Source organism: Kitasatospora sp. NPDC001309, assembly GCF_042896295.1.
Lineage (GTDB): Bacteria > Actinomycetota > Actinomycetes > Streptomycetales > Streptomycetaceae > Kitasatospora.
Genome location: NZ_JBIAXC010000026.1, coordinates 112,659 through 131,023, shown reverse-complemented (window position 1 = coordinate 131,023; position 18,365 = coordinate 112,659). Strand labels below are relative to the sequence as shown.

The 18,365-nt window shown below is 75.5% G+C and carries 19 protein-coding genes and 1 pseudogene; 10 read left to right on the top strand and 10 right to left on the bottom strand.

Annotated features, from left to right (window positions below; translation table 11 throughout):
• Nucleotides 1–132: 132 nt before the first annotated feature.
• The 4 genes from ACFY2K_RS25130 to ACFY2K_RS25115 form a co-directional block, all read right to left on the bottom strand.
• The gene (locus ACFY2K_RS25130) at nt 133–1,497 is read right to left on the bottom strand and encodes a hypothetical protein (RefSeq protein WP_380643965.1); all 1,365 of its coding nucleotides are present in this window, start codon (nt 1,495–1,497) and stop codon (nt 133–135) included.
• Between the two features lie 123 nt (nt 1,498–1,620).
• Entirely contained in the window at nt 1,621–2,058 is a 438-nt protein-coding gene (locus tag ACFY2K_RS25125; RefSeq protein ID WP_387714194.1) for an arsenate reductase ArsC, read from the bottom strand.
• A 37-nt stretch (nt 2,059–2,095) separates the two neighbouring features.
• Nucleotides 2,096–2,842, bottom strand: coding sequence for an aquaporin (locus ACFY2K_RS25120; RefSeq protein ID WP_387714191.1), 747 nt, complete (start codon nt 2,840–2,842; stop codon nt 2,096–2,098).
• On the bottom strand, nt 2,839–3,210 hold the full coding sequence (locus tag ACFY2K_RS25115; RefSeq protein WP_380523348.1) for an ArsR/SmtB family transcription factor: 372 nt from the start codon (nt 3,208–3,210) through the stop codon (nt 2,839–2,841). Before ACFY2K_RS25115 ends, ACFY2K_RS25120 begins: the two co-directional genes overlap by 4 nt.
• Before the next feature lie 89 nt (nt 3,211–3,299).
• On the opposite strand from ACFY2K_RS25115, the gene ACFY2K_RS25110 reads away from it, so the two are divergent.
• A complete protein-coding gene (locus tag ACFY2K_RS25110; protein ID WP_380523349.1) occupies nt 3,300–3,761 on the top strand; it encodes an ArsI/CadI family heavy metal resistance metalloenzyme in 462 nt (153 codons plus the stop codon).
• Between the two features lie 32 nt (nt 3,762–3,793).
• Here the strand turns inward: ACFY2K_RS25110 and ACFY2K_RS25105 are convergent.
• A pseudogene (locus tag ACFY2K_RS25105) lies at nt 3,794–5,040 on the bottom strand (NADH:flavin oxidoreductase/NADH oxidase family protein).
• Nucleotides 5,041–5,158: 118 nt separating this feature from the next.
• Between ACFY2K_RS25105 and ACFY2K_RS25100 the strand changes: the two are divergent.
• On the top strand, nt 5,159–5,749 hold the full coding sequence (locus ACFY2K_RS25100) for a TetR/AcrR family transcriptional regulator (protein ID WP_380588187.1): 591 nt from the start codon (nt 5,159–5,161) through the stop codon (nt 5,747–5,749).
• A 200-nt stretch (nt 5,750–5,949) separates the two neighbouring features.
• Nucleotides 5,950–6,348, top strand: coding sequence for an SAV_915 family protein (locus ACFY2K_RS25095; protein ID WP_387714186.1), 399 nt, complete (start codon nt 5,950–5,952; stop codon nt 6,346–6,348).
• Nucleotides 6,349–6,473: 125 nt separating this feature from the next.
• Here the strand turns inward: ACFY2K_RS25095 and ACFY2K_RS25090 are convergent, their stop codons facing one another.
• Nucleotides 6,474–7,430: a LysR family transcriptional regulator gene (locus tag ACFY2K_RS25090; protein ID WP_380588184.1), complete on the bottom strand. Its 957-nt coding sequence runs from the start codon at nt 7,428–7,430 to the stop codon at nt 6,474–6,476.
• Between the two features lie 132 nt (nt 7,431–7,562).
• Between ACFY2K_RS25090 and ACFY2K_RS25085 the strand changes: the two genes are divergently transcribed.
• The 3 genes from ACFY2K_RS25085 (at nt 7,563) to ACFY2K_RS25075 (ending at nt 9,405) form a co-directional block, all read left to right on the top strand.
• Nucleotides 7,563–8,723: an iron-containing alcohol dehydrogenase gene (locus ACFY2K_RS25085; RefSeq protein WP_387714183.1), complete on the top strand. Its 1,161-nt coding sequence runs from the start codon at nt 7,563–7,565 to the stop codon at nt 8,721–8,723.
• A 109-nt stretch (nt 8,724–8,832) separates the two neighbouring features.
• Nucleotides 8,833–9,177 (top strand): hypothetical protein, encoded by a 345-nt coding sequence (locus ACFY2K_RS25080; protein WP_387714180.1) that lies wholly within the window; start codon nt 8,833–8,835, stop codon nt 9,175–9,177.
• Nucleotides 9,178–9,216: 39 nt separating this feature from the next.
• Complete coding sequence (locus ACFY2K_RS25075; protein WP_387714177.1) at nt 9,217–9,405, top strand: hypothetical protein; 189 nt, start codon at nt 9,217–9,219, stop codon at nt 9,403–9,405.
• A gap of 48 nt (nt 9,406–9,453) precedes the next feature.
• Here ACFY2K_RS25075 and ACFY2K_RS25070 read toward each other — a convergent pair whose 3' ends face one another.
• On the bottom strand, nt 9,454–10,353 hold the full coding sequence (locus tag ACFY2K_RS25070; RefSeq protein WP_380523358.1) for a LysR substrate-binding domain-containing protein: 900 nt from the start codon (nt 10,351–10,353) through the stop codon (nt 9,454–9,456).
• A 133-nt stretch (nt 10,354–10,486) separates the two neighbouring features.
• Here ACFY2K_RS25070 and ACFY2K_RS25065 point away from each other — a divergent pair, with 133 nt between their 5' ends.
• From ACFY2K_RS25065 to ACFY2K_RS25055, 3 genes are all read left to right on the top strand, one after another.
• A complete protein-coding gene (locus ACFY2K_RS25065) occupies nt 10,487–11,248 on the top strand; it encodes an SDR family oxidoreductase (RefSeq protein WP_380523359.1) in 762 nt (253 codons plus the stop codon).
• Nucleotides 11,249–11,330: 82 nt separating this feature from the next.
• Entirely contained in the window at nt 11,331–11,957 is a 627-nt protein-coding gene (locus ACFY2K_RS25060) for an ester cyclase (protein ID WP_380643956.1), read from the top strand.
• 68 nt (nt 11,958–12,025) lie between these two features.
• On the top strand, nt 12,026–12,994 hold the full coding sequence (locus ACFY2K_RS25055; protein WP_387714172.1) for an NAD-dependent epimerase/dehydratase family protein: 969 nt from the start codon (nt 12,026–12,028) through the stop codon (nt 12,992–12,994).
• Between the two features lie 55 nt (nt 12,995–13,049).
• On the opposite strand, the gene ACFY2K_RS25050 is transcribed toward ACFY2K_RS25055, so the two are convergent.
• Complete coding sequence (locus ACFY2K_RS25050) at nt 13,050–13,409, bottom strand: ArsR/SmtB family transcription factor (RefSeq protein WP_380408408.1); 360 nt, start codon at nt 13,407–13,409, stop codon at nt 13,050–13,052.
• A gap of 122 nt (nt 13,410–13,531) precedes the next feature.
• Here ACFY2K_RS25050 and ACFY2K_RS25045 point away from each other — a divergent pair, with 122 nt between their 5' ends.
• Nucleotides 13,532–15,520, top strand: coding sequence for a heavy metal translocating P-type ATPase (locus ACFY2K_RS25045; protein ID WP_387714169.1), 1,989 nt, complete (start codon nt 13,532–13,534; stop codon nt 15,518–15,520).
• 72 nt (nt 15,521–15,592) lie between these two features.
• Here the strand turns inward: ACFY2K_RS25045 and ACFY2K_RS25040 are convergent, their stop codons facing one another.
• Complete coding sequence (locus tag ACFY2K_RS25040) at nt 15,593–16,339, bottom strand: G1 family glutamic endopeptidase (protein ID WP_380588166.1); 747 nt, start codon at nt 16,337–16,339, stop codon at nt 15,593–15,595.
• A 167-nt stretch (nt 16,340–16,506) separates the two neighbouring features.
• On the bottom strand, nt 16,507–18,012 hold the full coding sequence (locus ACFY2K_RS25035; protein ID WP_387714166.1) for a PTS transporter subunit EIIC: 1,506 nt from the start codon (nt 18,010–18,012) through the stop codon (nt 16,507–16,509).
• Nucleotides 18,013–18,365: the final 353 nt, after the last annotated feature.

Sequence of the window (18,365 nt, the reverse complement as noted above, 5' to 3'; positions counted from 1 at the left end):
GCCTCGGTGGCCCCGGGCCGGCGCCCCCGGGCCCCCCCCCCCCCCCGGCGCCCCCCCCCCACCGGCCGGCCGGGGGGCCCCCCCCCCGCACCCCCCCCCCGGCCGGGCCCGCCCGGCTTTCAGCGCCCTCGCTCAGCGGCGGCGGAACAGTCCGCGCCGCTTCGCCGGCGGCGGAGGCGGGTCGAGGAGCGTTGTGACGGCGTGCAGGAACGGCCGGGCCTGAGGGGTCATGCCGGTCCGGTGCAGCCGGTGGCGGCCCTCCCCCTCCCACTCGCCCAGCACCGCCCCGCGCTCGCCCGTGATCGGGTCGATCCCGTACTCCAGGGTGAAGAACCGCTGCGCCGAGCCGTCGCCCGGCCAGGCCAGCACCACCGCGAAGGCCTCGGTGGCCGCCCGCGGCCTCGGGAGCCCGACCAGGAGCATCCGGTGCTGCCCGACCTGGACGAACCCGCCCTGGAGGCCCTCCGGCGCCACCCGCTGCTCCGCGGGCAGGCTCGCGCCGAACTCCTCCCACAGCCGCAGCAGTTCGGCGTCGATCCGCTCCCCCGGCACCGACCCCAGGTGCGTCAGCGAGGGCAGCAGCCGGTGCGCGAAGCGGTAGTGGTGCGGGCGCGACGCGGGCAGGTCCCCCTCCGCACCGGCCAGCCGGGTGACGGCGGCGATCACCTCGTCCGCGTGCACCAGCTCCAGCAGTCCGCCCTCGGCCACCCCGGTGAGCGGGGTCAGCCTCCCGTCGCGCCACCAGTAGGTGTGCACGGACAGCGGCGCGCCCGACGCGTCGTACTCCCGGGCGGCCGTCTCGATCAGCACCTCCAGCACGCCCGGCACCTGGAGGTCGAACGGCGCGAACAGCAGCCGGAACGGCGTGGGGAAGGCCACCACCGCACCGTCCGGCGGCAGTTCCCGGCCGGTGACCTCGCGGTGGACGGCGTCCAGGGCGAGGACCCGGCTCCCCGTCAGCGCCGAGTTCCCGGTGACGACGTGGAGGGCGCCGCCCTGCCCGGTCGGCAGCACCTCGTGCCGCTCGACGGGCAGCCGGGCCAGCCGCGCCCGCGCGGCCTCCCGCAGCCGCGGCACCACGCCCAGCTCGGTGACGGCCTCCGAGGTCAGCACCTGCCAGCCGACGGGCGACTCCAGGGCGAGGAACTCCAGTACCCCCGGGGCGACTTCGAGCGCGTGCGGGTGCCGCGCGGACTCGGACAGCGAAGCCGCGTCCAACAGCAGCGGATAGAGCCGGGCGGTCACCTCCTCCGGCGGACCACCAGCCGCCCCCGGTCCCCGCACGGCGGCGACCAGCTCCCGGACGTGGGCCCGGACCAGCTCCGGCAACGGGACGTCCGCCCGCCGCCCCACCAGTTCGAGCAGCCCGCCGAGCCCGTAGTCACGCCCGTGGGCGTCCCGGGCGACGTCCCCGTGCAGGGTGACCTCCCACCCCGACTCCGCGAACGCCGCCCGCGCCAGCGCGGCCAGCTCCGGCCCCAACTCCTGCCGTCCCATCGTCCCCTCCCAACTCCCGCTCCACCCCCGCCCCTTCGGGGACGCCACCAGCCCCCTGCCCGGTTGCCGTGCTCCGGACACGTCCGGCGGGACAGTCGGTCGGCGTACGGAGAGGCGGGCCGGTCACGCCCCGGGCTGGATGCCCAGCTCGGCGAGCAGGCCGCGGACCAACTCCTCGATCCGGTCGCGGATCGGGCGCACGGCCTCGACGCCCTGGCCGGCCGGGTCCTCCAACGTCCAGTCCAGGTACCGCTTCCCGGGGAAGAACGGGCAGGCGTCGCCGCAGCCCATGGTGATCACCACGTCGGAGGCCCGGACCGCCTCGACGGTCAGGACCTTCGGCACCTCGGCGGAGATGTCGATGCCGACCTCGGCCAAGGCCTCGACCACCGCCGGGTTCACCGCCCCGGCCGGGGCGGAGCCGGCCGAGCGGACCTCGACCCGGTCACCGCCGAGGCGGGTGAGGAAGGCGGCGGCCATCTGGGACCGGCCGGCGTTGTGCACGCAGACGAACAGCACGGACGGGACGGACGGGACGGACGGGACGGCGGGAGTGCTCACGAGGGGTCCTTCGGGTGTACGGGGCGGGGCGGTGGGGTCAGCGGGCGGCCGCGGCCGGGTGGTGGTCGCCGTGCGGGACGACGACGTCCTCGGCGGCCGGGGTCGGGCGGCCGAACAGGACGGCGACCAGCCCGATGCCGACGGCCAGGCCGACGAGCTGGGCGGCGATGAACGGCAGCACGGAGGCAGGGGCGATGCCGGCGAAGGTATCGGTGAACCCGCGGCCGATCGTCACCGCCGGGTTGGCGAAGCTGGTCGAGGACGTGAACCAGTAGGCGGCGCCGATGAAGGCGGCGACGGCCACCGGGGCGAAGTGCGCGCGGCCGACGCGGGCCAGGCCGAAGATCAGCAGGATCAGGCCGGCGGTCGCGACGACCTCGCCCAGCCACAGCTGCGGGGCCCAGCGGGCATGCGTCGACCAGCGCACCAGCGGCTCGCCGAACATCGCGTCCGCGAGCACCGCCCCGCCGACCGCCCCGGCGACCTGCGCCGCGACGTAGGCCGCCACCTCCCGCAGCCCGGGCCCACCCCCGGCACGGCGCCCGGTCCACCAGGCGGCCAGCGTCACGACGGGGTTGAAGTGGGCACCGGAGACCGGGCCGAGCAGCAGGATCAGCACACCGAGGCCGAACACGGTCGCCAGCGAGTTGGCCAGCAGCTGGACGCCGACGTCCGGGGAGAGCCTGGTGGCCTGGATGCCGGAGCCGACCACGACGGCGACCAGCGCGCCGGTCCCGACGAACTCCACGGCCGCCCGCCGGCCCAGCGGCGCCGTCCCGGTCATCCGGACTCCCCGGCGGGGGCCCGGAGCAGCGCGGACAGCTTGGCCAGCGCGGCGGGCAGCACCCAGTAGTAGACCCACGTCCCCCGGCGCTCGGACCCGACCAGCCCGGCCTCGCGCAGCACCTTGAGGTGGTGCGAGATCGTCGGCTGCGACACGTCGAACGGCCCGGTCAGGTCGCAGACGCAGGCCTCGCCGCCCTCGTGCGAGGCGATCAGCGACAACAGCCGCAGCCGCACCGGGTCGGAGAGCGCCTTGAACGCCTTCGCCAGGTCGACGGCGGCCGCCTCGCCCAGGGGCTCTCGGACCAGCGGCGAGCAGCACACGGCCGCGTCGTCCTGATCGAGCACCGGCAGTTGCAGATTCGACATACGTCTATGTTGACAGCCATCTATACAGGTGGCAACCTCGCCCATATCGACACCTGTCGAATCAACACCACGGACCGGGGAGAACCACCATGTCCCGCGTACAACTCGCCCTCCGCGTCGCCGACCTCGACGGCTCCGTCGACTTCTACTCCCGCCTGTTCGGCGTCGAACCCGCCAAGCGCCGCCCCGGCTACGCGAACTTCGCCGTCACCGACCCGCCGCTCAAGCTCGTCCTCCTCCAGGGCGAGGCCGACGCCCCCACCCACCTCGACCACCTCGGCGTCGAGGTCGGGACCACCGAGCAGGTCACCGCCGCCACCGCCCGCCTCAAGGACGCCGGGCTGGCCACCTTCGAGGAGAACGACACCTCCTGCTGCTACGCCCTCCAGGACAAGGTCTGGGTCCACGGACCCGGCCGGGAACCCTGGGAGGTCTACGTCGTCAAGGCCGACGCCGACACCCTCGGCAGCAGTAGCGACGGCGCCCCCACCACCACCGCCGCCTGCTGCACCGAACCGGCACCCGCCGCCGCAGGCTGCGCCTGCGGTTGACCCCCCTCACCACCACCGGCGGCCGGCCCCGGTCAGGACCGCGCGGCGCGGGCCGTGGGCAGCCAGGTGCGGTAACGGCGCAGGGCCTGGCGCTGCTGGAGCTGTTCGGCGAGGAGGGCGACGGCCGGGTGGGTGCCGGGCCTGGGGGCGCGGCCGCGGGCGAGGCGGCGGAGCTGGTGGCGGACCTGGGCCATGGAGGCGGCCGAGGCCAGGGCCTTGTCGGACCAGGCGACCGGGCGGATCCCGCGGTCGGCCTCGCGTCCGGCGGCCCAGCGCTCGGGCAGGTCGGGGGTGACGGCGAGGGCGGTGCCGATGCCGACGACCTCCACGCCGCCGGCCAGGACCCGTTCGGCGGTGTCGCGCCGGGTGATGCCGCCGGTGAGCATCAGCGGGAGCGGGCTGGTGGTGGCCAACTCCTCCGCGAGGTCCAGGAAGTAGGCCTCGCGGGCGCGGGTGCGGTCGTCGGCGGGGCGGCCGGTCATGGCGGGGCTCTCGTAGCTGCCGCCGGAGAGTTCGACCAGGTCGACGCCGAGCGGTGCGAGCATCGCGATCACCTGCCGGGCGTCGTCGGCGTCGAAGCCGCCGCGCTGGAAGTCGGCGGAGTTGAGCTTGACCGCGACCGCGAAGGCCGGCGGGACGGCGGCCCGCACGGCGCGGACGACGTCCAGCAGCATCCGGGCCCGGTTCTCCAGCGACCCGCCCCAGGCGTCGGTGCGCCGGTTGACCAGGGGCGACAGGAACTGCGACAGCAGGTAGCCGTGCGCGGCGTGGATCTCCACGCCGTCGAACCCGGCCTCGGCGGCGCGCACGGCCGTGGTCGCGAACCGGTCGACGGTCGCGCCGATCTGCTCGGGGTCATCGCGGTGGGGCGGCCGAAGCGGCTGCTGTGCCGCCCCAGGTCGACGCCCACCGCGGACGGGCCCCACACCACGCCGGGCATGTCGGCGGCGACCTGGCGGCCGGGGTGGTTGATCTGCATCCAGACCGCCCCGCCGCCGGACTTGGCGGCCTCGGCCCAGGCGGTGAACCGCTCCAGCGGCGCGGCCTCGTCGAGGACGACGCCGCCCGGGCCGGTCAGCGCCTCGGCGTGGACCATGACGTTGCCGGTGATCAGCAGGCCGGTGCCGCCGGCGGCCCAGCGCCGGTAGAGCTCCAGCATCCGCCGGCCGGGCAGCTGGCCGTCGCCGGCCATGTTCTCCTCCATCGCCGCCTTGGCGATCCGGTTGCGCAGGACGGCCCCCGAGCGCAGGTGCAGGGGCGAGAACAGCTGGCTGGCCATTCGGGTCTCCTCTCCATCGAAGCCGTCGCATCGCTCGCGACGGACATCGCCTAGGATGTGTACATCGCTCACATTAGGCGAGAAATGTGAGCGGTGCATACATCTGGGAGGGTGACCCATGCCACAGCCGACGACCGGCTCGTACCACCACGGCGACCTGCGCGCCGCCTGCCTGCGCGCCGCGCGGGAGCTGCTGGAGGAGGACGGCGGCTCGGGCCTGTCCCTGCGGGCGGTGGCCCGGCGGGCCGGCGTCTCGGCGACCGCCCCCTACCGCCACTTCGCCGACCGCGAGGCCCTGGTCTCCGCCGTCGCCTCCGAGGGCTACCTCGAACTCGCCGCCGCCCTCACCGCGGCGCACCCCGCGCCCGCGACGCCCGACGAACTCGCCGCCGTCGCCGTCGCCTACGTGCGCTTCGCCCTCGACCGCCCGGCGCTGTTCCGGGCGATGTTCGCCGAGCCCTGCGACCCGGCCAACGAGGAACGGGCGGCCGCGACCGCCGCCGTCCGCCAGTACGTCCACGGCATCGTCCACGGCGTGTTCCCCGGCGCCGACCCGGAGGCGCTGTCCACGGCGGTGTGGGCGCTGGTCCACGGCCTGGCCTTCCTGCACCTGGACGGCAAGCTCGACGCCGGCTCCCCCGAGGCGGTCTCCGCCCAGGTCACGGCGGCCGTCCTGGCGGCCTTCGCCATCGCACCGACGAAGGCGTAGCGCCGACGAAGGCGCGGCGCCGATGGGAACGCGGCGCCGATGGGAACGCGGCGCCGTCAACGTGCCATCAGGGAAGCGACCGCCGGGATCAGGGACGCGTCAGGGGCCGACGCTCCCCCGGGCCCCACGGGCATAACGTCGTTACCGCGCCCGGCGATCGCGGGGCGCACCTCCCTTCCGCCGCACCCGTGAGGCACGCCATGCAGCAGCACCTGAGCTCCGAGGACCCCGAGCCCTCCCCGCGCGACCCGGCCGGACCGCTCCTGGTACCCGTCCGGTCGGGTCCGCTGGGCCACACCGCCCGGATCTTCCGTACCGCTCTCGGCGACCGTACGGCCGTCGCCTTCACCACCCCGCAGCGGCTCACCGCCGTCCTGGGGCCCGCCCAGCCGTGGATCGCGCTCGCCGAGCCGGCCCTGCGCGCCCTCACCGAGCCGCTGGGCATCACGACGCTCACCGTCGACCCCCAGCTCGCCGCCCCCGCACCCGCCCCGTCCGCGCCCGGCCCCTCCGCGCCGTACCGGCACCTGCCGCACCCGCCCACGCCCGGCCCCGCCGTGGCGGTCCCGCAGCGGCCGGGCCGGCTCTCCGCCGCCTGACCGCTCCCGCCGCCCCTCGCCCCTCTCCCCTCCCCCCGAGTCACCTCCGGACGGCGTCGATGGCCGGTCCGCCGTCCGGAGGTCCGTCCTCCCCGTCCGTCGCGGGTGACGCGCAGCGGCCCCGCTCAGGTCGCCGGGAGCAGCTCGTCGGCGCGCTCCGCGACCTCGCGGTGCAGGGCGTCGCGCACCGCGCGCACGGCGGGGCGGGTGACGGCCTCCCGGCGCACGGCCAGGACGATCGGCAGCCGGATGTCGACCTCCTCGGCCAGCAGCCGCCGCAGTCCGGCCCGTTCGGCCAGGAAGGCCGGCAGCACGCCGATCCCGGCCCCCAGCCGGGTCGCCTCCACCTGGGCGAAGACGTTGGTGGAGGAGAACGCCGGGGTGACGCCGGGCAGGTGGCGCTCGATGTCGAGGTCGCCGACCTGGAGCATCGACTCGATGTAGAACACCAGCGCGTGGTCCCGGAGTTCGGCGGGCGTGCGGGGGCTCCCGTGCCGGGCGAGGTACTCGTCGGCGGCGTACAGGCCCAGCGCGTAGTCGGTGAGGTGCTCGGTCACCAGTCGGCTGCGCGGCGGCCGGCCGATCGCGAGCGCGAGGTCGAAGCCGGCCGGGTGCAGGGTCAACTGGCGGGTTGCCGTAATGAGTTCGGCCTGCAGACCGGGGTGGCGCCGGCGCACCCGGGCCAGCGCGGGGGTGGCGAATACGGTACCGAAGCCGTCCGGGGCGCTCACCCGTACGGTGCCGCGCAGCGACGGCGCGTCCTGGCCGGAGACCGCGTCGACGACCTGGTCGAGGGCGTCCTCGATCGCGCGGGCGCCCTCCGAGACGGCCTTCCCCGCGTCGGTCAGTGCCCAGCCCTCGGTGCCGCGTTCCATCAGCCGGACGCCGAGGCTCCGTTCCAGCGCGGTGATGCGGCGCGACACCGTGGTGTGGTCCACCCCGAGCGCGTCGGCCGCGGCCACCAGCCGCCCGGTGCGGGCGACGGCGAGCAGGTAGCGGAGGTCGTCGGCGCGGAGCCTGCGCGGGTCGCGTCCGCGGGTGTCCGCGGGATCCGTAGCGGCCGGGTGGGAACGGGAGTTCACCGCACCACGCTATCTGCATTTGTGCACAGCCGGTCTGCGCGATTGGCGATTGAACGCACGGCCCCGCCGACGGCACAGTCGAACCCGGCCGGGCCCGCCCGCCCCGCCCTCCCCAGCGTCGAGAGGTCCCCGATGGTCGCCAGCCTGTCCCTGCCCCGGATCATGCGCGTCGGCCGGGGCGCCGTCGAGGAGTTGGGCGAGGTGCTGGCGGGCCTGGGGCTGAGCCGCCCGCTGCTGGTCACCGACGCGTACCTGGTCGGCACCGGCGCGGCGGAACGCCTCACCGCCACGCTCACCGGCGCCGGACTGAGCCCCCGGCTGTTCGCCGACACCGTGCCCGATCCGACCACCGACTCCCTGACCGCGGGCCTCAAGGCCCTGGAGGAGCACGGCGCGGACTCGGTCGTCGGCTTCGGCGGCGGCAGCCCGATGGACAGCGCCAAGGCCCTCGCCCTGCTCGCCGTCCAGGGCGGCCGGATGCGCGACTACAAGGCGCCCCGGGTCACCCCCGGCCCGGCGCTGCCGGTGATCGCCGTCCCCACCACCGCCGGCAGCGGCTCGGAGGCGACCCAGGTCACCGTCATCACCGACAGCGACACGGACGAGAAGATGCTCTGCCTGGGCCCGGCGTTCCAGCCGCTGGCCGCCGTGATCGACCCGGACCTCACCCTGTCGATGCCGCCCCGGCTGACCGCCGACACCGGCATCGACGCCCTCACCCACGCCGTCGAGGCGTACGTGAGCCGCAGGGCCAACCCGTTCACCGACGGCCTGGCCCTCACCGCGATCGGCACCATCGGCCGCCACCTGCGCCGCGCCTACGCGGACGGCACCGACACCGTGGCCCGCGAGGCGATGATGCTGGCCGCGACCCAGGCCGGGCTGGCCTTCTCCAACTCCAGCGTCGCCCTCGTCCACGGCATGAGCCGCCCGATCGGCGCCCACTTCCAGGTCGCCCACGGGCTGTCGAACGCGATGCTGTTCCCCGCCGTGACGGCCTTCTCGGTACACGGCGCCCGCGCCGGCTACGCCGACTGTGCCCGCGCCCTGGGCGCCGCGACCGCCGCGGATCCGGACGACCTGGCCGCCGACCGGCTCGTCGACGCGCTCCGCGCGCTCTGCCTCGACCTGGCGGTGCCCACGCCCCGCAGCCACGGCATCGACCGGGACGACTGGACCAGGCTGACCCCCGTCATGGCCGAGCAGGCCCTGGCCTCCGGCTCGCCCGCCAACAACCCCGTCGTCCCCACCGCCGAGCAGATCCGGGAGCTGTACGCGCGGATCTACGGCTGATCCGACCCGGCACGGATAATGGCCGGGCCGCCGGCCGACCGGGCCGGTGGGCGGCGATCGATCGAGAGGCAGCGCACGGATGACCCTGGAGGCAGGACGACGCGTCAGGTTGACGGAAGACCTCGGGCTCGGTGAGGCCGTCGCCGGCGAGCCCGCTGCCGCCGTCGGCTTCCTGTCGCTGGGCGCCGGGGCGGAGGGCACCGTCGAGCGGGTGGACGGCGAACTCCCGGAGAGCGAAGGGGTGCGCGAGTACCAGCGGCTCAAGGCGCTGTTCGACGACTACGGGCACACCGTGCCCGAGGCCAGCCGGGAGCGGCTGGTGGCGCAGCTCGCCGCGCTGGAGCCGGAGTGGGCCGAGCACCGGGAGCGGGGGCGGCGGGTGACGGTCCGGGTCCGGCTGGACAACGGGTTCGTCCTCGACGGTGTACACCAGGACGTCCTTGCCGCACTGTGAGAGGGGGTCGTTCCGGCCCGGACCACAGGAGGCAGGACGATGCCCGACTGGACTGGAGGCAAGCCCGTGCCCGACGTGACAGGAGGCAAGCCGGTGCCCGACATGACCGGAGGCAGCGCCGACCGCGATGCGGCGGCCCGCACCGGAACCACCCCCGCCGAAGCAGCCGCCACCGAGGACCCGACCACCGACGCTCCGGCGGACGCCGAGGGCACGCCGGACGACTGAGGCGTCACCACCCGCGCGGCGGCCGGACCGGGCCGCCGCGCGGGTGCGTCAGCCCGTCCCCGGGTTGATCCGGGCCCGCTGGGCCAGCAGCTCGGTGAAGGCCACGGTGAGCGGGTCGGGGCGGGTGCGGGTGTAGGCGGCGAGGGCGCGGCGGACCGGCGGGTCGGGCCGCAGCAGCAGGCCGTCGAAGTGCGGCGGCACGATGTCGGCGGGCACCAGCGCCGGGCCGAGGCCGGCCGCGGCCAGCAGTGGTGCGGCGGAGGTCTGTTCGGCGCGGACGGCCGCCCGGGGGTGGAAGCCCGCGCGGGCGCAGGCCTGGTCGAGCAGCTCGGCGAGGCCGTTGTCGGGGGCGTAGTGGACCCAGGCCCGGTCGGCGAGCTCGCCGAGGGCGATCGAGCGGGTGGGGCGGGCCGCGAGCGGGTCGTCGGAGGCCAGTACGACCGTGAACTCCTCGACGCCGAGCTCCCGGATCGGCCCCTCCCAGCCGTCCGGCACCGGGCCGATGGCGAGGTCGGCCCGCCCTGCGGCCATCGCCTCCTGGAGCCGCTCGGCGTGGGAGTACTCGCGCAGCCGGATCCGTACGCCGGGGTGCCGCCGGTGCCAGGCCCTCAGGACGGGCGGCAGGATGCCGAGGCTGATCGAGTACACGGCGGCGACCTCCAGCTCCCCCTCCTCCAGCCCGCTCGTGCGCCGGGCCACCGCTTGCAGGCGCTCGGCCTCGGCCAGTGCCGCCCGGGCGTGCGGCAGGACGGCCCGGCCGGTCGGGGTGAGCCGGACCGCGCGCGGCAGCCGTTCGAGCAGCGGGCCGCCGAGCGCGCCCTCCAGGGCCCGGACCTGGTGGGAGAGCGCGGGTTGGGTGACGTGCAGCTGCTCGGCGGCGCGGGTGAACGAGCCGGTGTCGACCACGGTGACCAGGTATTCGAGCTGTCGGAGCGTCGGCGTTGCCATGAGCGAATTTTATGGCAGTGGTAGAGAACAAGCCTTGGACTCATGGCAGCGCTCCGGGAGAGAGTCGACGTGCGGCCGCCGCCCGAGACACAGCGGACGGCCGGATCCCCGACGCCCCCGAAGGAGCACCCCCATGTCCATCGGCACCCCGCCGCTGTCCGCCGCCACTCCGCCGCAGGGCACCTCGCTGCTGGGGCAGCGCCTGATCGTGGTGGGCGCGGGTTCGCGCACCGGCCGCGCCGTGGCCACCGCCGCCTCGGCGGCCGGCGCCACGGTCGTCCTGGCCGGCCCCGACCCGCGCAAGCTGGAGTGGACGGCCGGCGAACTCGCCGGACCGTCCGAGGTCCTGCCCGTCGACCTCGTCGAGGAGCAGTCGATCGCCCGGTTCGCCGAGCGGGTCGGCACCTTCGACCACCTGGTCTCGACCGCCGCGATGCCCGCCAACGGCCCGCTGCGGGACCTCGAACTCGCCGACGTCCAGAGGGCGTTCGCCGCCAAGGTGATCGGCCCGCTGCTGCTCGCCAAGCACCTGGCCGGGCAGGCCTCCGAGCGCGGCTCGTTCACCTTCTTCTCCGGGGTCGCCGCCTGGCGCCCGGCGCCCACCCGCACGGTGATGGCCACCACCAACGGCGCGCTGGCCTTCCTGGTGCAGGCCCTGGCGGTGGAGATCGCCCCGGTCCGGGTCAACGCGGTCTCCCCCGGCATCGTCGACACCGGCTCCTGGGACGGCCTGGGCGCCGACAAGGACGCCTTCCTGCGCGGCGTCGCCGCCCGCAACCCGGCCCGCCGGGTCGGCACCCCGGAGGACCTCGTCAAGGCCGTGCTGTACGCGATCGACAACCCGTACGTCACCGGCACCGTGCTGCACGTGGACGGCGGCGGCCGGCTCGCCTGACCGCCTGCCGCCGCCCAGCCCGCCCCGCCCCGACCCGACCCGCCTCGACCCAACCCACCCCCGCCCCGAGGAGCAACTCCCCATGCCCTGGCCGATCCCGAGCCGCAGCGCCACCCGTACCGCCGCCGTCCTCGCCACCGTCGCCGCCCTCGCGACGGGCACCGCGGCCGCCGCCCCGGCCCCCTCCCCCGACCGGGGCCACCACCGCCCCGCTCCCAGCTGGCCGCAGAACCTGATCGACCGCTCGCCCGACCTGGTCCAGCCGAAGGCGCTCACCGCGGACCGCTCCATCGGCACCCGGCGCGCGGCCCAGGAAGTGCACCTGGCCCAGCAGTTGTACACCTTCTGGAACACCGGGCAGCAGCGCTACCTGGACGCGGCGATCGACCCGCAGTTCCGGGACAACACGCTCCCGCCCGGCCGCCCCCAGGGCCCGGCCGGACCGCTGTTCGCCTCGAAGAACTTCCGCGCCGCCGTCCCCGACCTGACCTGCGAGCTCTCCGACGTCCTGGTCGCCGGTGACCGGATCACCGCCCGGCTGGTCTTCCGCGGCCACTTCACCGGCACCTTCGACGGCGTCCGGGGGCGGGGCCAGGCCGTCGAGTTCAACGCCATCGACATCCAGCACGTCGGTACCGACCGGATCGTCGAGGACTGGCACATCGAGGACAACCAGGCGCTGCTGGCCCAACTGGGCGTCGGCAGCTGAGTCCTGACGATCGGCCCGGTTCCGGCAATCCCGTGGCCGGAACCGGGCCGAGCTGTAACCATGGTCCGATGCGCATACTGATCATGGGCGGTACCCGCTTCGTCGGCCTCCACTTCGCCCGGGCCGCGCTGGCCGCCGGGCACGACGTCACCGTGCTGCACCGCGGCCGCTCCGGCGCCCACCTGCTCCCCGAGGCCACCCACCTGATCGCCGACCGCGACGCCGACCTCACCGCGCTGCGCGGCCGGAGCTGGGACGCCACCGTCGACGTCAGCGCCTACTACCCGCGCCAGGTAAGGCAGTTGGCCGATGCCCTGGACCCCGGCGCGGCCGGTCACTACCTCCTGGTCTCCTCCATGGCGGTCTACGACACCCCCGCCGCGCCCGGGTTCACCGAGGACTCCCCGCTGCTCCCGGCCGACGGCCCGGAGCCCGAGGAGATCACCCCGGCCACCTACGGCATGCTCAAGGTCCAGTGCGAGCGCGCGGCCGTCGAGCGCTTCGGCCCGGACTCCCTGCTGGTGCGGCCGACGTACGTGATCGGCCCCCAGGACTACACCCACCGCTTCGACCACTGGGTGCAGCGGATCACCCGCGGCGGCGAGGTGCTGGCCCCGGGCCGGCCCGACGCCCCGCTCCAGGTCGTCGACGCCCGCGACCTCGCCGACTGGATGCTCGACCTGCTGACGAAGCGCGCCACCGGCGCCTACCACGCCGCGACTCCCCCGCCGTTCACGATGGGCGACCTGCTCGATGCCGTCGCCTCCGCCGTCGCCCCGGCCGGGACCACGCTCACCTGGGCCGACGACGACTTCCTCCGGACGTCCGGCGTCCAGGACCGCGCGCTGCCGCTGTGGCACTCCGACCCGCTGCGCCGGGCCACCAACACCGCCGACCCCGCCGCCGCCCTCGGCACCGGCCTGCGGCTCCGCCCGGTGGCGGACACCGCCCGTGACATCGAGCCGTTCGAACCGCTGCCGCAGGCCCTGACCCCGACCGCCGAGGCCGACCTCCTCGCCGCCTGGCACCGCCGCTGAACTGCGACCGGGCAGCCGTCCAGTTGTCCGGCGGATCCTCCAGCGACCCCGTGGCTCAGTCGAGCTCGGTGTCGCTGAGCCCGAGCCGCAGGTGCTCGATGTGGTAGACGGCCTGGTCGAGCAGGGCCGCGACGTGGTTGTCGTACAGCGCGTAGACCACCGAGCGGCCCTCGCGCCGTCCGACGACCAGGCCGAGGTTGCGCAGCAGCCGGAGCTGGTGGGAGCAGGCGGACTGCTCCAGCCCGACCTCGGCGGCGAGTTCGGTGGCGGCGCAGGGGCCTTCGCGCAGCCGGGAGAGGATCAGCAGCCGGGAGGGGGTGGCCAGGGCCTGCAGGGTGGTGGCCACCCGGGCGGCACTGGCTTCGTCCAGGCGGGTGTGCGGGACGGCGGTTGCGGGGGCTGCTCCATGACCCATGCGGGCAATAGTACAACTCATACATGAAGAAGCGTTCATATGTTCATGTATGGTGAGTGAGTCACCGGCTCCGCCCTGCCCCGAGCCACCGGTTCCGCCCTGCCCCGAAGGGTCCCGTCCGCATGCCCACCACCCTGATCGAGCGCCCCGCGACGCCCGCCGCACCGCGCCCCGACAGCGCCCCGCGCCGCCGCACCCGGGTGTTCGCCCTCCCCGAGGCCCGCTGGGCCGCCGCCGCGACCGCGCTCTTCCTGATCGCGCTCCCGCTCCAGCTCACCGGCGCCCCCGCCTGGGCCTGGGCGCCGCTCTACGCCCTCGCGTACGCCACCGGCGGCTGGGAGCCCGCCCGGGCCGGGCTCCAGGCCCTGCGCGAGAAGACCCTCGACGTCGACCTGCTGATGATCGTCGCCGCGCTCGGCGCCGCCGCCGTCGGCCAGGTCATGGACGGCGCGCTGCTGATCGTCATCTTCGCCACCTCCGGCGCCCTGGAGGCCCTGGCCACCGCCCGCACCGCCGACTCCGTCCGCGGACTGCTCGACCTGGCCCCGCCCACCGCCACCCGGCTGCTGCCCGACGGCGCCGAGGAGAGCGTGCCGACCGAACGGCTCGCCGTCGGCGACACCGTCCTTGTGCGCCCCGGCGAGCGGATCGGCGCCGACGGCCGGGTCCTGGACGGCGCCAGCGAGGTCGACCAGGCCACCATCACCGGCGAGCCGCTGCCCGTACCCAAGCAGCGTGGTGACGAGGTGTTCGCCGGCACCCTCAACGGCACCGGCGCCCTGCGGATCCGGGTCGAACGGGACGCCGCCGACTCGGTGATCGCCCGGATCGTCCAGCTGGTCGAGGAGGCCTCCGAGACCAAGGCGCCGACCCAGCTGTTCATCGAGAAGGTCGAGCAGCGCTACTCGATCGGCATGGTGGTCGCCACCCTGGCCGTCTTCGCCGTGCCGCTCGCCCTCGGCGCCGCCTTCACCGGCTCGCTGCTGCGGGCGATGACCTTCATGATCGTCGCCTCGCCGTGCGCCGTGGTCCTCGCCACCATGCCGCCGCTGCTCTCCGCGATCGCCAACGCCGGTCGCCACGGCGTCCTGGTGAAGTCCGCGGTCGTGATGGAACGCCTGGGCCAGGCCGACACCGTCGCCCTGGACAAGACCGGCACCCTCACCGAGGGCACCCCCCGGGTCACCGACCTCCGCCCGCTGACCGGCTCCGGCCTGTCGGAGGATGAGCTGCTCGCACTGGCCGCGGCCGCCGAGCACCCCAGCGAGCACCCGCTCGCCCGCGCCGTCGTCGACGCCGCCCGCACCCGCGGCCTGGCCCTCGCCGCGGCCGAGGACTTCACCTCCGCCCCCGGCATCGGCGTCACCGCCACCGTCGGCGGGCACGCCGTCGCGGTCGGCGCCCCGGCCCGGATGCCGAGCGGCGCCGCGGACGAGGTCCGGGCCGAAGCCGCCGCCCTGGCGGCCGAGTTGGAGGACGGCGGCCGCACCGCCGTCCTGGTCGTACGGGACGGCGTCCCGGTCGGCCTGCTCGGCATCGCCGACCGGCTGCGCCCCGACGCCGCCGCCACCGTCCACGCGCTCACCGCCCTGACCGGCACCGCCCCGATGCTGCTCACCGGGGACAACCCGCGCGCCGCCGCCCGACTGGCCGCCGAGGTCGGCATCACCGACGTGCGGGCCGGCCTGCTGCCGCAGGACAAGGTCGCCGCCGTCCGCGAGCAGGAGCAGGCCGGGCGGAAGGTCCTGGTGGTCGGCGACGGCGTCAACGACGCGCCCGCGCTGGCCGCCGCCCACACCGGCCTCGCGATGGGCCGGGCCGGCTCCGACCTCGCCCTGGAGACCGCCGACGCCGTCATCGTGCGCGACGAACTCGCCACCGTCCCGGCCGTGGTGGCGCTCTCCCGGCGGGCCCGGTCGCTCGTGGTGCAGAACCTGGTGATCGCCTCGGTGTTCATCTCCGTGCTGGCCGTCTGGGACCTGGTCGCCACCCTCCCGCTCCCGCTGGGCGTCCTCGGCCACGAGGGCTCGACCGTCCTGGTCGGCCTCAACGGCCTGCGGCTGCTCCGCGAGTCCGCCTGGACCAGGGCCCGGGCCGGGACCGGGCGCTGAGCCACCGGCCGAACAGCTCAGGCCGCCGCCCCCGGCACCGAAGGGGGGCGGCGGCCTTCCGCACGCTCGGGGTCAGCTGTGCTTCCAGCTCACCGAGAAGGCGCTGCCGCCGCTCAGCCCGGAGGTGGTGGCCTTGGTGACGCCGCCGGAGGCCATCGTGATGGCGTCCGGGTTGAACCCGCCCAGGCTCTGGCCGTTGACGCTCGCGCCGCTGAACGCCACCGAGTGGAAGTTCGACAGCGGGAGCACCCCGGTGGAGCTGGAGGGGGCCTCGGCGATCACCTCGGCGGAGGCCAGGGCGGCGCTCTTGAGGGACTTGTTGACGGTCCGGCTCCAGCCCGCCGTGGTGTCGGCGAGGGTGAGGGTGAAGGAGCCGCTGCCGTTGGTGGTGACGCTCGCGGTGAAGTGGTCGCCGGGCCGCACGGTGTTGCTGAAGTCGACCGGGTACGCCGGGTACATCTCGTACCAGGACGAGTACACCGGCGAGCCGCCGGAGCAGTCGGCCTCGGTGCCGGTCTGCTCGACGCTGTTGCTGCCGTCGCCGTCCAGGCCGACCCAGAAGCTGGACCAGGTGTCGGTGCCGGTGCAAGAGACGGCGGGCTGGACCCAGCTGGCCTTGACGCTGGTGAACCGGCCGCCGGTGGCGGCGTAGCCGGACCAGTTGCCGCTGGTGCTGTGCAGCGTGCCGCCGCCGTGGTGGGCGGCGAGCGGGGCCTGGACGAGGCTGGGGGCGGTGGCGGCGACGGCCGGTGCGGCGGCGCCGAGGACGGTCAGCAGGGCGGTGGTCACGGCGAGGGTGCGCCGACGTGCTTCGGGCATGGCTACTCCCTTGTGAGGGGGTGGAGTTGGCCGAGCGTCGACAAAGGTAGACCCGCCGGGTCAGCCCGAGAGGTCACGCGGACATAACGAACCGTCACCCCGTCAAGGCGTCACGGGGCAGACCGCGAAGGAGCGGGTGCGTAGGGGCGGGGCGCGAAGGGAGCGCGCTACTCGGTGCCGGCGACCGGCTCGACTGCGGGGAGCACCGGCGACGGGGCCGGCGCGTCGTACTCGGCGAGCATCGCCCGGGTGAAGCCGAAGAAGTAGGTGGCCAGGAAGCCGACGACATAGCCGGTCAGCAGGCCGCCGCCGTAGACGGCCGCGCTCGCGGCCAGGCCGTGCGGGCCCGCCAGCAGCGGGAACAGGGCCCAGCCGGACGGGCCGACGGCGGTGGAGCCGACGGCGCTGCCGAGCTGGCCGGCCACGCCGACGAAGGCGCCACCGGCGGCGCCGCCCACGCAGGCCGTGACGAACGGGCGGCCGAGCGGCAGGGTGACCCCGTAGACCAGGGGTTCGCCGATGCCGAGCAGCCCGGCCGGGAGGGCGGAGCGGATCGTCGCCCGGATCGAGGCGTTGTGGCGCAGCCGGAGGTAGACGGCCGCGGCGCAGCCGACCTGCCCGGCGCCGGCCATGGCGAGGATCGGCAGCAGCACGGTGGAGCCCTGCTGCTGGATCAGGGTGGTGTGGATCGGGATCAGCGCCTGGTGCAGGCCGAGCATCACCAGCGGCAGGAAGAGGCCGCCGAGCACCATCCCGGCGAGCAGTCCGCCGTGGGCGAGCAGCCAGGTGGCGGCGTGGCCGATGCCGGTGGAGACCTCCCCGGCGACGTACATCAGGCCGTACAGGGCGGCCAGCCCGCCGAACAGGACGGTGACGGTGGGGGTGACCAGGACGTCCAGGGCGGCGGGCACGATCCGCCGTGTCCAGCGCTCCAGCTGGACGGCCAGCAGCGCGGCGAGCAGCGCCCCGACCACGCCGCCCTGGCCGGGGGTGAGGTGCTGGCCGAAGGCCTCCACCTTGGCGACCCCGGCGTAGACGATCACCCCGGCCACCGCCCCGCCGAGCACGGGCGTGCCGCCGAACTCCTTCGCCGTGTTGTAGCCGACGAAGACGGCGAGCAGGGACATGAACCCCGAGGAGACGGCCGTCAGCGCGGCGACCAGGGCCGGGGCCCAGCCGAGGTTGGCCAGCGCCCCGGCGAGCGCCGCGACGATGCCGCAGCCGATCAGGGCGGGGATCAGCGGGACGAAGACGTTCGCGATCCGGCGCAGCGCCCGCTTGACCGGGGTCGCGTTGCGCACCCGGGCCTGCGCCCGGATCCGCTCCCCGCGCCCGGCGAGGTCCTCGGCAGTGGGAGCCGAGGCGGTGGGGGCCGAGGCAGTGGGGACCGGACCGTCCGCCGTCTCGGCCCCACCGCCGGTGTCGAGCAGCCGCAGCAGCTGCGCGGTGACCCCGGCGACGGCCGCCGGGCCGAGCACGATCTGGTAGGTGTCGTCGTCGACCGTGCCCAGGACGGCCGGCAGCGCCGCGAGCGCCGCGCGGTCGACCAGGGAGCGGTCCGCCAGGCCCAGCCGGAGCCGGGTCATGCAGTGGGCCACCGAGCGGATGTTGGCGGCGCCGCCGACCAGCGGGAGGATCGCCTCGGCCACGGCGCGGTTCTTCTCGTCCGACATGCCAAGGGAGGTACCCGAATCGCCCCGGCGCCCAACCGGGTCCCGCCCGGCGAACCCCGTACGCCCCATCCTGCGCGACGGACCCGACGCGCCCTGACGCGACCCGACCCCGACCCGACCCGACCCAATGCGCCCTGACACCCCGGCGCTCCTTCCCCCACCGCCGCTGAACCGCCCTCGTGCGGTGGGGTGTTGACGAACCGAAGCCGCCCGGCCGCCCACCGCGCCGGCCCGGCCGTACGGCGCGGGGCCCGGCCCGGCCTCGGCCGTTCCGTGTGCGAGGTGAACCGCCGCTCAGCGCGGCCGGCGGCGAGGCGGCGCCAGTGGCGGGATCCCGCCCGGTCAAGCCTCGG